At 64.1% G+C, this 12,398-nt stretch carries 15 protein-coding genes; 9 read left to right on the forward strand and 6 right to left on the reverse strand.

The genetic code is table 11. The features are described 5' to 3' along the window. The first annotated feature begins 2 nt into the window (after window positions 1-2). Complete coding sequence (locus IM701_RS08565) at window positions 3-770, forward strand: SDR family NAD(P)-dependent oxidoreductase (RefSeq protein ID WP_193826678.1); 768 nt, start codon at window positions 3-5, stop codon at window positions 768-770. On the opposite strand, the gene folP is transcribed toward IM701_RS08565, so the two are convergent. The 3 genes from folP to IM701_RS08580 all read right to left on the reverse strand — a co-directional run bounded on the left by folP (window position 767) and on the right by IM701_RS08580 (window position 3,813). Continuing rightward, window positions 767-1,873, reverse strand: a complete 1,107-nt coding sequence (folP, locus tag IM701_RS08570) for a dihydropteroate synthase (protein ID WP_370584295.1) — start codon at window positions 1,871-1,873, stop codon at window positions 767-769. The genes IM701_RS08565 and folP overlap by 4 nt on opposite strands. After that, the gene (locus tag IM701_RS08575; protein ID WP_305082404.1) at window positions 1,873-3,015 is read right to left on the reverse strand and encodes a site-specific DNA-methyltransferase; all 1,143 of its coding nucleotides are present in this window, start codon (window positions 3,013-3,015) and stop codon (window positions 1,873-1,875) included. The genes folP and IM701_RS08575 overlap by 1 nt, the downstream gene beginning before the upstream one ends. A gap of 207 nt (window positions 3,016-3,222) precedes the next feature. Next, window positions 3,223-3,813, reverse strand: coding sequence for a ribonuclease HII (locus IM701_RS08580; RefSeq protein WP_193828392.1), 591 nt, complete (start codon window positions 3,811-3,813; stop codon window positions 3,223-3,225). A 49-nt stretch (window positions 3,814-3,862) separates the two neighbouring features. Here IM701_RS08580 and IM701_RS08585 point away from each other — a divergent pair, with 49 nt between their 5' ends. Next, window positions 3,863-5,008, forward strand: coding sequence for a PQQ-dependent sugar dehydrogenase (locus tag IM701_RS08585; RefSeq protein ID WP_193826680.1), 1,146 nt, complete (start codon window positions 3,863-3,865; stop codon window positions 5,006-5,008). Window positions 5,009-5,087: 79 nt separating this feature from the next. On the opposite strand, the gene IM701_RS08590 is transcribed toward IM701_RS08585, so the two are convergent. Continuing rightward, window positions 5,088-5,552, reverse strand: a complete 465-nt coding sequence (locus IM701_RS08590; RefSeq protein ID WP_193826681.1) for a HEAT repeat domain-containing protein — start codon at window positions 5,550-5,552, stop codon at window positions 5,088-5,090. An 86-nt stretch (window positions 5,553-5,638) separates the two neighbouring features. Beyond that, window positions 5,639-7,951: a S8 family peptidase gene (locus IM701_RS08595; protein ID WP_193826682.1), complete on the reverse strand. Its 2,313-nt coding sequence runs from the start codon at window positions 7,949-7,951 to the stop codon at window positions 5,639-5,641. A 95-nt stretch (window positions 7,952-8,046) separates the two neighbouring features. On the opposite strand from IM701_RS08595, the gene IM701_RS08600 reads away from it, so the two are divergent. The 7 genes from IM701_RS08600 (at window position 8,047) to IM701_RS08630 (ending at window position 11,885) form a co-directional block, all read left to right on the forward strand. Next, a complete protein-coding gene (locus IM701_RS08600) occupies window positions 8,047-8,736 on the forward strand; it encodes a pyrimidine 5'-nucleotidase (protein ID WP_193826683.1) in 690 nt (229 codons plus the stop codon). Window positions 8,737-8,782: 46 nt separating this feature from the next. Beyond that, the gene (dapD, locus tag IM701_RS08605) at window positions 8,783-9,619 is read left to right on the forward strand and encodes a 2,3,4,5-tetrahydropyridine-2,6-dicarboxylate N-succinyltransferase (protein ID WP_062346734.1); all 837 of its coding nucleotides are present in this window, start codon (window positions 8,783-8,785) and stop codon (window positions 9,617-9,619) included. A 110-nt stretch (window positions 9,620-9,729) separates the two neighbouring features. Further along, the gene (locus tag IM701_RS08610; RefSeq protein ID WP_169745699.1) at window positions 9,730-9,888 is read left to right on the forward strand and encodes a hypothetical protein; all 159 of its coding nucleotides are present in this window, start codon (window positions 9,730-9,732) and stop codon (window positions 9,886-9,888) included. 18 nt (window positions 9,889-9,906) lie between these two features. Further along, window positions 9,907-10,260, forward strand: coding sequence for a hypothetical protein (locus IM701_RS08615; protein ID WP_082734707.1), 354 nt, complete (start codon window positions 9,907-9,909; stop codon window positions 10,258-10,260). 35 nt (window positions 10,261-10,295) lie between these two features. Continuing rightward, the gene (locus IM701_RS08620) at window positions 10,296-10,727 is read left to right on the forward strand and encodes a cupin domain-containing protein (RefSeq protein WP_193826684.1); all 432 of its coding nucleotides are present in this window, start codon (window positions 10,296-10,298) and stop codon (window positions 10,725-10,727) included. Continuing rightward, on the forward strand, window positions 10,724-11,128 hold the full coding sequence (locus tag IM701_RS08625; protein ID WP_193826685.1) for a DoxX family protein: 405 nt from the start codon (window positions 10,724-10,726) through the stop codon (window positions 11,126-11,128). The genes IM701_RS08620 and IM701_RS08625 overlap by 4 nt, the downstream gene beginning before the upstream one ends. A 4-nt stretch (window positions 11,129-11,132) precedes the next feature. Further along, a complete protein-coding gene (locus IM701_RS08630; protein ID WP_039332071.1) occupies window positions 11,133-11,885 on the forward strand; it encodes a sulfite exporter TauE/SafE family protein in 753 nt (250 codons plus the stop codon). Here the strand turns inward: IM701_RS08630 and IM701_RS08635 are convergent. Next, on the reverse strand, window positions 11,878-12,393 hold the full coding sequence (locus IM701_RS08635; RefSeq protein WP_039332379.1) for a GNAT family N-acetyltransferase: 516 nt from the start codon (window positions 12,391-12,393) through the stop codon (window positions 11,878-11,880). The genes IM701_RS08630 and IM701_RS08635 overlap by 8 nt on opposite strands. Between the last annotated feature and the right edge of the window lie 5 nt (window positions 12,394-12,398).

Genomic DNA, 12,398 nt, shown 5'->3' on the forward strand with positions numbered 1-12,398 from the left:
GCATGACGGGAAATAGGGAATTTGCAGGTTGCATCGCGCTTGTCACCGGTGCCGCCGCGGGGATAGGTGCCAGCGCCGCGCGCTGGCTCGATGCGCAGGGGATCGGCGAGCTCGTTCTGGTCGATATTGACAGGCCAGCGCTCGACCGGCTGGGCCTGTCCTGCAAGGTCCATCCTTTTGGCGGCGACGTCTCGGATCCCTCGCTCTGGAAACTGCTGGAGCGCGAAGTGCCTCGGATCGATTACGCCGTGCTCAATGCCGGTATCGCCAGCAACGGCGAGATCACTGACCTCGACATCACCGCCTGGCGCAAGACACTGTCGGTCAATCTCGACGGCATGTTCCTTTCGCTGCGTACCGCCTTGCGCGCCATGAAGAGGGCAAACCGCGGAGCGGTCGTGCTGACGGCCTCGGTCTCCGGCATCAAGGCAGCCGCCGGAACCGCGGCCTATTCCGCATCGAAGGCCGCGACGATCCAGCTGGCAAAGGTCGCGGCTGCCGAAGCCGCAAGGTACGGCGTGCGGGTGAACGCCATCGCACCGGGCGGCGTCGACACTGGCATTTGGGACCGCGCCGAATGGTTCGCACCGCTGATCGAACAGCATGGTGGACGCGCCGAAGCGCTTGCCGCAATGGCAAAGGAGGCTACGCCACTTGGGCGCTTCGCCAGCGCGGATGAGGTTGCGGCGCAGATCGGCTTCCTGCTGTCCGACGCAGCAGCGACCATCACCGGCACCTGCCTGGTCAGCGATGGCGGCGTCTCGCTCTAGGCAAGCTGGCTGAAATCCGTCAGCGCCGCATCGCGCAGGCCGCGCCAGACGTGCATGGCCTGCACGGTTTCGGCCACATCGTGCACGCGCACCATCTGGCAGCCGGCATCCATCGCCTTGAGCGCCAGCATGACCGAACCGGCCATGCGCTGATGGGCTGGCACCTCGTTGGAAAGCGCCCCGATCATCCGCTTGCGACTGGCCCCGAACAGGATCGGCTGACCAAGCGCATGGAACAATGGCAGGGCGTTGATCAGCGCAAGGTTCTCCGCGAGCGACTTGCCAAAGCCTATGCCGGGATCCAGCAGGACCTTCTCCCGCGCAATCCCCGCCGCGACGGCTGCGTCACGGCGTTCGCGCAAGGCATCGAACACATCGAGCACAACGTCGGCGTAGTCGCCATCGGCATGCAGATCGCCGTCGTTGCCAGGCGCATGCATCAGCACCACCGGAGCCCCGGAACGAGCCACGATCTCAGTCGTCCGGGCGTCATGACGCATAGCCGAAACATCGTTGACGATGTGTGCCCCTGCCGCCAGCGCCGCCTCGATTACCGAGGAGCGCCGACTGTCGATGGAAATCGCTGCGCCTGCTGCCGCAAGCTGCTCGATCACCGGCACCACGCGCTTTGCCTCGTCGCCTTCCCACACCGCCGCGGCGCCGGGGCGGGTGGATTCACCACCGACGTCGATCACCCCCGCCCCGGCTGATAGCATCGCGTGGGCGTGCTCAAGCGCGGCGTCAGGCTTGTCGAGGAATTGGCCACCATCGGAAAAGCTGTCGGGCGTCACATTGAGGATACCCATCACCACCGGCTGATCGAACCGCACCATCCGCTGCCCGCAGGCGATGGGCGCGTGCGTGCAGCGCAAGTTGTCCCATTGCTCCGCTGCATCGGCGGCCAAGGCATCGGGCAAGGTGGCAATTGCCTTCTGAACATCGCCCGCGCCAAACCTCTGCCGCGAGACCACCTTTCCGCCCTCGCGCACGATCAGGACAAAGCGGCTGGCGTAGATCAGGCCCCCGCCCAGCCTGATCGTCTCGCCATCTTCCGCTTGCGGACTGTCGGCGAACGCGATCGGACGGATATAGACGCGAGGCATCAATCCTCGACGGCGAGCAGGTACAACTGTCGCAGCGCATCGATCGGCTTCACCTCGCCCTCGTGCTCGACATGCCAGAAGGTCCAGCCATTGCACGATGGCGCGCCCTGCAACTTTGCACCAAGCCCATGGATCGAACCGATCTCCGCGCCTGCCTGAAGCGAACCATCAGCCCGCACCACTGCCTCGAACTTGCCCTTCTTGGCGGTCAGGCGGGTGCCGGGGGCCAGATAGCCACTCTCAACCAGCGCACCGAAGGCAACCTTGGGCGCCGTGCGCTTCGACTGCATCGTAACAAGCGCAGATTCGTCAAGCGGCAGCGCCAGTTCGATGCGCTCCTGCGCCACTTCGATGTAGTCGTCCTCGCGCTCGCAGCCGATCCAGTCGCGACCCAGGCGCTTGGCCACCGCGCCTGTGGTGCCCGTGCCGAAGAATGGGTCAAGCACCACATCGCCCTTGTTGGTCGTTGCCAGCATCACACGATAGAGCAGCGCCTCGGGCTTCTGCGTCGGGTGAGCCTTGGTGCCGTTGCGACGCAGGCGTTCGGGGCCGGAGCAGATCGGCAGGACCCAGTCCGAGCGCATTTGCAGTTCATCATTGAGCGTCTTCATGGCGCGGTAGTTGAAGGTGTACTTCGACTTCTCGCTCTTTGACGCCCAGATCAGCGTCTCGTGCGCATTGGTAAAGCGCGTGCCCTTGAAGTTGGGCATCGGGTTGGCCTTGCGCCAGATGATATCGTTGAGGATCCAGAAGCCGAGGTCCTGCAGGATCGTGCCGACGCGGAAGATGTTGTGATAGCTGCCGATCACCCAGATCGAGCCATCGGGCTTGAGCAGGCGGCGTGCCTCGGTCAGCCACTCGCGCGTGAACTGGTCATAGACGGCAAAGCTCGAGAACTTGTCCCAGTCGTTGGTCACCGCATCGACATGGCTGCCATCGGGCCGCGCCAGATCACCGCCCAATTGGAGATTATAGGGCGGGTCGGCAAAGATCATGTCGATCGAGGCATCGGGCAGCTTGCGCATTTCCGAAATGCAGTCACCGCGCAGGATCTGGTTCACCGGAAGCGCAACATCTGCCTTGAGCACCTTTGCCGGCGCCGCACGCAAAGCCTTCGCGCGTTCCTTGACTGCAACTGCCATATCTTGTCCCTGACCCCTTGTGGATAAGGGCACCGTTTGAGTCATCGGAGACTCGCCGTCAAGCTTCGACTCGCCAGATTCCGGCGAGTCGCGCGCCATCCGGGATGAGAACGAAAAGAGTCTATTTCGACATGTTGAGTCTGGCTGGCGGCGTGGGACTCAACATCTAGTGGTGTGCCCGGACGGACTCACCGGCAAATTTTTTCGTTAGAGCAGCTGCAACTGCGCCACCGGGGCAAAGCTGCGCCGGTGCAATGGCGTCGGCCCATGCTCACGCAATGCCGCCCGATGCTCGGGTGTGCCATAGCCCGCATTGCGCTCCCACCCGTAGTGCGGATGCGTCAGCGCCGCCTCGCGCATGATCCGGTCGCGATGTTCCTTGGCGATGATCGAGGCGGCCGAAATACACGGCTCGAGGGCATCACCGCCGACGATCGGCCGCGCCGGCCAGCACCATTCCGGGCGACGGCCGTGCGGCGTGAGGTTGCCGTCGATCAGCACTTCGCCCACGCCTTCGTCATGCGCGATCTGCTCGCACAGCGCCTGCACCGCAAGCGTCATCGCCAGCATCGTCGCACCGAAGATGTTCAGCCGGTCGATCTCCTCGGGCTCGACCACACCCACCGCCCACCGGCAGCGCCGCTTGATCTTCTCTTCCAGTTCCGCCCGCCGCGCCGCGCTCAGCTTCTTGGAGTCATCCAGCCCCGATGGACGCGGCTTGCACAGCACCACCGCCGCCGCCACGACCGGCCCAGCCAGCGGCCCACGCCCCGCCTCGTCCACGCCGATGGTGACCATGGACGAAAAGGAGGTGGCACAACTGGCGTTCAGAGGCATTGTGGGCTGCATGACGAATCCGATCCTGCGCTCGCTATCGCCTCTCGCCCTGCTCCTCGCAAGCTGCGGCTCATCGATTTCTGCCCAGGGCGCTGACCCTTCCACAGCGGGCATCGCGATCACCGATGTCGCCACGTTCGACGAGCCTTGGGCGATGACCTTCCTTCCCGGCACCAACCAGGCGCTGATCACCGAGAAGAAGGGCAAGCTCAAGCTCTGGACCGAAGGCACCGATAAGACCGTCGAGATCGCGGGCACCCCCACGGTCGATTACGGCGGACAAGGCGGCTTTGGCGATGTCGTCGCCGCGCCCGATTTCGCGCAGAGCGGCATGGTCTATCTGAGTTGGGCGGAAGCGGGTCAGAACGATACGCGCGGCGCAGTCGTCGCTCGCGCCAGACTGGTGATGGGCGATGCCCCCCGCCTCGCCCCACGCCTTGAGGACCTCAGCATCATCTGGCGGCAATTTCCCAAGGTCACCGGGCGCGGCCACTATTCGCATCGCATCGCCTTTTCGCCCGATGGCAAATACTTGTTCATCACCTCCGGCGACCGGCAGAAGTTCACGCCCGCGCAGGACCTGAACGCGAACCTCGGCAAGGTCATCCGCCTGCTGCCCGATGGCACTCCTGCGCCAGGCAACCCGTTTGCGGGCAAGGGCGGCGTTTCGGCACAGATCTGGTCCTACGGTCACCGCAACCTGCTCGGCCTCGCCTTCTCGCCCGATGGCCGGCTATGGGACATCGAGCACGGCCCTGCCGGCGGTGACGAGATCAACCACGTCGAACCGGCCAGGAACTACGGCTGGCCGCTGGTATCGGACGGCGACCATTACGACGGCAAGCCGATCCCTCGCAACAAGACCCGCCCCGACCTCGCCCAGCCCGCGATCAGCTGGAACCCCGTCATCGCGCCGGGCAACATGATCTTCTACACAGGCTCGGCTTTCCCCCAATGGCAAGGCCAGGCCCTGATCGCGGGTCTGGGCTCAGGCGGAATCGTCCGCGTGAAGATCGAAGGCGAAAAAGCCACCGAACTCGAACGCATAGACCTCGGCAACCGCATCCGCGAGATCGAGCAGGCACCGGATGGGACGCTATATGTGCTTGAGGATGGTGAAGGTGCTAAGTTGCGGCATTTGGTGCCGCAGGGGTGAGGATCGTGGCGCCAGTTTAGAAATTTCCGGAGCATACCGGAGTTGTCTAAACGTCTGGTTCGCCAGTTTTTGTTAGTAATCAAACCGGGCGGCACGCGTTGATCGCATCGACAACCATCTGGTCTAACAGCTTGTTACCGGAGGGCTCAGCGAAGGCTTCGAGATCCTCCACCAACGACACATCTGCAACGATTGTCGCCGCTTCAAGTAGTGGCATGTTCACGTGCCAGCCCTTAAGTTCCTTTCTTAAAAGCGGCAGTGCCAACCCGCGATGCATTTGCGCCAAGCCAAGGATGGCCTCGGCACGTACTGCCGAATTTTCATCTTCTGCTGCCTTTACCAAGGCCGCGCGAACATCGGGCCGATCCATCCCCAGCTGCGAAAGCAAAAGAGTTGCCCAGTCGCGGTTCGCCGGATCTGCATCCCGCGTCATTTCGATCAGGCGGGCAAGGTTCTTCTCGCCAAAATCGTGTTCGCCAAATGGCACATCCTCGTTGATGACAGCTTGGAGGAAGTCAGACGGGGGTAAGTAGCGCTCTTCCATCAGTCCCTCATGCTATCAGACACGACAGCCAGCTAACCACCAATAGTGCAAAACACCAATTACCGTGCGTGTGTCGCTTAACCTACTCAAAACCCCCGCGACCACCGCACCGCAACTCCGCCATCCCCCCCCGCTTTGGCAAAATGCCTCGGCTCCTTGCGGAAGAACACGCTGGCCGAGGCGTCCCCACCCCACAGCGCCGTCGCCCAGGCCAGTTCCGCGTCAAGCTCCCGCCCCTTCGGCGCCAGCGACAGCGGCACGCGGGCGAAGGTGGCGCTCTGCGTTGCATAGTCCCACGCCACCGGCAGGTTCAGGTCCAGCCCGCCGCGCTCCACCCGCAAGGGTTGTGAGAGGCGCAAGGCCAGACGGTCGCCGCCCGCCAAGACACCCTCGCGCGAAAGATCGACGCTCCATGAGGACGACACCAGCCGCGAGCCGCTTGTCGCCACCGCCCCGCTGTCGATCCGCGTGAAGCCCAGGCTGCCCGTCGCCCCCAGCGCCCAGCCATCCCCGAAGCGCCAGCCAAGCCCCGGCGATACCGTCGCCGTCGTCGCCCCGCCGCCGCCCAGCGCATCGGCAAAGCGCGCGCCCAGCACCGTGCGCTCCTCACGCATCAGGCCAAGGCCGAGCCGCCAATCCAACGCGCCACCCTGCCCGCCATCCAGCGCCAAGCCAAACTGCGTCATCCGGTCCTCGCGCCGTTCTCGCAGCGGATCGCTGCGCACCAGCACACTGCGCTCCGCCGAAACCGTCAGCCCCATACGCCCCAACCGATAGCGCGCCCCCATGCCCGTCTCGGGCCGCGTGAACACGCCACTCGCCATCCCCGCGACGAGGAACTGCGGCTCGTGCCGCTGCTGCAACCTCGCGGTCAGGCTCTCCGCGCTCACTTTCCAGCCCAGCGCCAGATCGAGCGACCGGTCCAGCCGTGTCACCACCGAGGACGCCAGCACCCGCGCCTGCTGCCCCTCACCCGGCGCCAGTCGCAAGGGCACCGCGCCGAAGCGCCGGTCCACCGTAAACGCCAGCGCAAAGCCCGAAGCATCCATCGCCACCGGCCTGCCGCCCGCCGCCAGCGCTTCATGCAAAGGCAACCTCGCTTGGCCTGACCGCAAGCCCGCCGCAAGGTTCAGCCTGTAAGCCCGCTGGTAGCCATCCAGCATTACCGTGCCGAGCGAGGCTCCCGCCAAGGCATCGCCCATCGCCCCGCTGCTCGTGCCCGCAAGGCTGTCGAGCGACACTGCCACCTGCGTCCCCGCCAACCCGGTCTGCCCCTGCGGCGAGAATGCCCGCGCAATGTCCAGAATGCCGCGGCCATAGATCGTATCCGTCCCCGTCGCCCCCGCATCGCGCGCGGTCCGCAGCAGCAGGTCGACGATCTGGGTGCCGGTCAGGTTCGGGAAAGCCTGCGCCAGAAGCGCGGCCGCGCCTGAAACCTGCGGCGCGGCAAAGCTTGTCCCGCTGACCACTGTCACGAATGTTCCCTGCGCATTCGTCTCGGTCTTTATCTGGCTGCCCTGGTACACGCAGCAGACGTCCTCGCCCTGCGCCATCAGCACCGACGCCGCCGAGCTTCCCGGTTTGTTGCTGAAGGCCGAAGCCACGCCGCTGGCATTGACCGAGCCGACGATGATCACGTTGCTTCCGCCCGCCTGGAGCAGTGATTGCGCAAAGGGATCGGGGTTGTTGGGATCGATCCCGGCATCGGTGCTGTCGCCGTCGTTCCCGGCTGAAACGATGATCACCGCGCCCGCCGCGGCCGCCCGGGCAACAGCCGACCGCAGGGTCGAGTTCGCGGGATCGCCACCGAGCGAAAGATTGATGACCTTTGCGCCCGAGGCGACCGCAGCATTGATGCCCGCCGCTATCGCACTGTCGGCAAAAGTGCAGCCATCCGACGCCGCGCACGAACCCGGCGTATCGGCCCGCAGCATCTGGATCGTTGCGCCCCAGGCGATCCCGACGATCCCTGAATTGTTGCGGGCCGCTGCTGCCGTCAGGGCAACCTGCGTCCCGTGATCATCGTCGGCGTTGTCCAATCCGCGCGATTGCACCACGTCGGTCGATGATGAGGCAATCCTTCCGGCAAACTCGGTATTGGACGTATTTATACCGGAATCGACGATGGCAATCGTGGTCCCTGCCCCACTCGCGCCCGATTGCCAGGCCGTGATCGCGCCATGAAGCGAAGGCCCATCCGACCGGCGATACTCTGCGGTAACGAAATTGACCGGAGTGGGAGTGGGGGTTGGCGTGGGAGTTGGCGTTGGGACTGGGGTGGGCGTCGGGGCCGGCGCAGGCGCGGGCGTGCTGGAGACGCTGCCTCCCCCTCCGCATGCCGCCAATCCAGCAGCCAGCGCGGCCACTGCGGCGTAACCAAACCAGCGAATTTCCGACATCACCGCACCCCGGCTCCGGTAGCTTTGCCCAAGTCTTGCTGATAACCCGTTGGCCGTAAATGCCGAATGACACAGTTCCGGACTGGAATGCGCAAATGCCCTTCGATCCCACGATTGTTGACTGCTGGATCTTCGATCTCGACAACACGCTCTATCCCCCATCGACCCGGCTGTTCGATCAGATCGATGAGCGCATGGGCCTGTTCATCAAGGAACTGCTCGGCTGCGACGAGCTGGAGGCTCGGCGCGTGCAGAAGCTCTACTTCCACGATCACGGCACCACCCTTTCAGGCCTGATGCATTACCACGCCACCGATCCGCACCATTTTCTCGGCTTCGTGCACGACATCGACATTACCCCGCTGGCTGCCGCACCGCGTCTGGCAGACAGGCTGGCGAAACTCCCGGGCCGCAAGATCCTCTTCACCAATGGCGATGATGCCTATGCCGCCAGGGTGCTTGCCGGACTCGATCTTTCCGACAGTTTCGACGGGCTGTGGGACATCCACGCCATGGCCTACAAACCCAAGCCCGAGCCCACGGCATACACCAGCATGATCGAAGCGTTGGGCGTCAATCCCGAGACTTCGGTCTTCGTCGAAGACATGGCGCGCAACCTCGCCCCGGCCAAGGCCCTCGGCATGCAGACGGTCTGGCTCGATCTCGCCACGGACTGGGGCGATCGCGCCAAGGATGATGCCGCAATCGACGTGGTCACAGACGATGTCGTCGCATGGCTGGATCATACGATTGCGGCGCTTGCCGATCAGGCAACGCTCGGCTAGTCGCCACGCAATTTTGTTCCATACCGATCCCGCACGGAGAAACGCCATGACAGACCAGCTGCAAGCTGCCATCGAAGCCGCCTGGGAGGACCGCGCCAATGTCACCCCGGCTAGCGATGCCGTGCGAGAAGTGGTTGAGGCCGCGCTCGAACTGCTCGACAGCGGCAAGGCCCGCGCTGCCGAAAAGGTGGACGGCGAATGGCGCGTCAACCAGTGGCTCAAGAAGGCCGTGCTGCTCTCGTTCCGCCTGAACGACAACGCAGTGATCGAGGCCGGCTCGGGCGGCGCTCCTGCATTTGACAAGGTGCCCTCGAAGTTTGCAGGCTGGGGCGAGAACCGCTTCCGCGAAGCCGGTTTCCGCGTCGTCCCCGGTGCCGTCGCGCGCAAGGGCGCACACATTGCCAAGGGCGTGGTGCTGATGCCAAGCTTCGTCAACATCGGCGCCTTCGTCGATGAAGGCACCATGGTTGATACCTGGGCAACGGTCGGCTCCTGCGCGCAGATCGGCAAGAACGTCCACATCTCGGGCGGCGCCGGCATCGGCGGTGTGCTCGAACCGCTGCAGGCAGGCCCCGTCATCATCGAAGACGGCGCATTCATCGGCGCCCGCTCCGAAGTGGCCGAAGGCGTCATCGTCGGCGAAGGCGCAGTGCTGTCGATGGGCGTCTACCTCGGCGCTTCCACCAAGATCGTCGACCGCGCCACGGGTGAAGTCCACGTTGGCCGCGTGCCGCCCTATGCGGTCGTCGTTCCCGGTGCCATGCCGGGCAAGCCCCTGCCCGACGGCACCCCCGGCCCGTCGCTCTACTGCGCCGTCATCGTCAAGACGGTTGACGCGCAGACCCGTAGCAAGACCGGGATCAACGAACTCCTGCGCGATTGATTGATCTGAATTAATCACCGTTCCGGTCATGTCCATGGGGGCATTGCCGGAACAGGGCGCTTGCCTGCGCGTAGAGTCGCCAAGCACGGTTCTACCGAAGGAGAAGCGCCATGGAACGACGCGGCGAAGAAACGCACATCACCACCGAAGAGGCTCGCGGGGGCGAAGGCCTCAACGTGGTACGCTGGGTCCTGCTGATCAGCCTGGTCCTGGCCATCGGTGCATTGACAGTCATCTGGGTAACCGGGGCGCTCACCACGCCCCAGTAAAATGAACGAGGGGGCGGCATGACACTGGGTTGGAAGCTGGACAGAACCCAGCGCGAAAACCTCCTTGCCGCCCTCCCGCCTCGTTACGAGCGAGCCATTGCTGACCACGTGACTCTGTCAGTCGCAGGAACAATCCCGCCAGAAGCGGTGCATGGTGCTGAAATTGTCGGATATGTCGACGATGCTGAAGGGGTTGAGGCATATATCGTTTCAATTGATGGGACGACTGGCAGACCAGACGGCGGCACTTGGCACATAACCTGGTCGCTCGCTGAACACAGGACTGCCAAGGAAAGCAACTCGGCTATCGCGGCGCTTGGCTGGACCGAAGTTTCTCCTGTTCCCCTTCAACTTACCCCAGCACTGTGGTGATTGACTCAGCGCGTATGTCGGGCAACCGTTTCGTGATGCCCGCGCATGAAATCATTTCCAGCCTGAACCTCGCGCCCCATCCTGAGGGAGGGTGGTTCCGGGAAACTTGGCGTGCGCGTGGAGTCGGCGGCGGACGCGCCTCGAGCACGGCGATCCTGTTCCTGCTGGCAGCTGGCGAAAGATCACACTGGCACCGCGTCGATGCTGACGAGATCTGGATCTGGCAGGCGGGTGATGCTCTTGCACTGCACACTGCAGCGGAATCCACAACTGCACCCTCGACGCTGATCCTCGGAAACGATCTCGCCACGCAAGATCTGCAGGGGATCGTTCCTGCCGGGCACTGGCAAGCCGCCGAACCTGTCGCCGGTGAACATGGCTACGTGCTTGTCTCGTGCATTGTGGCGCCGGGATTTGACTTTGCCGGGTTCACCCTCGCCCCGCCCGGCTGGAAACCCGGCGCATGATCCGCGCCGCTGCCCGTCTGGCGCTGGCACTGTTCTACTTCGCGGCGGGCGTGATCCACATCGTATCGCCCCGCCCGTTCCTGATCATCATGCCGCAATGGGTCCCTGCCCCCGAAGCTGTCGTGCTGTGGACAGGCATTGCCGAACTGCTCGGGGCTGTTGGCCTGGCGCAAGGCGCTTCCCTGCCGATCCGCCGGGCTGCGTCCATAGGTCTCGCACTCTATGCGGTGTGTGTCTTCCCGGCCAACATCAACCACTTTGCGATTGATCTGGCAAAGTCGGATCACGGCGCGGGCCTCGCCTATCATGTCCCTCGCATGTTTGCGCAACCGGTGCTCGTCTGGCTTGCGCTGTGGGCCGGCGGGGTCATCGAATGGCCATGGAAGCCACGGACCCGATAGACAGATGCTCCTTTCCGATCCTGCAACCCTCGCCGCCTGCGCAGTGGCTGTCATTCTCGTTGGCATGGCCAAGGGCGGATTTTCCGGTCTCGGAGCACTTGGCACACCCGTTGCCGCCTTGGCTCTTCCGCCATCGACCGCCGCCGCCATCCTCTTGCCCATCCTCATCGTTCAGGACGTCGTCAGCGTCTGGTCCTTCCGGCATGCCTGGGACAAATGGATCGTCGGCTGGATGCTGCCGGGAGCGATGGTCGGCATCGGCATCGGCTGGGCCATTGCTGCCAGTATCGACGAGAAGGCACTCATGGGCGTTCTCGGCGGCATCACGCTCATGTTCGGCCTTTACCGCCTGTGGATCGAGCGTGGCAATCGCGTGGCCGCCGCGTCTGCATCTCCGGGCTGGGTCGGCGCGCTGTTCGGAATGGCCACCGGCTTTACCAGCCAGGTCGCCCATGCGGGCGGTCCGCCCTTCCAGATGTGGGTCACCCCGCGCAAGCTTCCGCACCTGATGTATGCCGGAACCAACGCGATCCTTTTCGCCGCGATCAATTGGCTCAAGGTGCCAAGTTATATCATGCTTGGGGCCTTCACCCACGAAGTGGTGGTGGCCGCCGCTCTGCTCGTCCCGTTGGCGGTCATTACCACACTGATCTCTGTCCGTGTCGTCCGCGCGCTCAAGCCTGATCGGTTCTACACCATCATCTACCTGCTGATGGTCATGCTTGGCGGCAAGCTGATGGTCGATGCCTTCACCTGAACGGCACCGGCCTGGCCATGGTCCAGAATGTCGGGCCCTTTCTGGCGACCGGCCACGTGTCGATCAGTTCGAAACCCATCGAGCGGTAAAGCCCGACATTGCTCTCCGTCGCGGTTTCCAGAACGGCCGGTAGCCCCGCAGCGTCGGCTTCGGCAAGGCCAGCCCGGATGGCAAGGCCGCCAAGGCCCTGCCCCTGCCTGTCAGGTCGAACACCGGCCATGCGCAGATAGAACTGGCGCTCACCCTTCGGCAAATGCTTGCCGATCATCCGGTCCGCGCGCTCCGCCCGCAGCACGGCCGTGCCGAGCATCGCGATAAAGCGCACCAGCGCCGGCGGCGTCAGACTTGCATGCTCATGAACGCTCCCCGGTGGCCGCCACAGCGTGACGACTTCACATCCGGCCGTTCCCAGTACCATACCGTGCCGCAGGTGATCGTGGAACATCCAGCGGATCAACTGCGGCATTCGACGCTCGCGGGATTCATCATTGGCAAACATCCAGTTCATCGCCG

This window comes from Novosphingobium sp. ES2-1 (assembly GCF_015169775.1).
GTDB lineage: Bacteria > Pseudomonadota > Alphaproteobacteria > Sphingomonadales > Sphingomonadaceae > Novosphingobium > Novosphingobium subterraneum.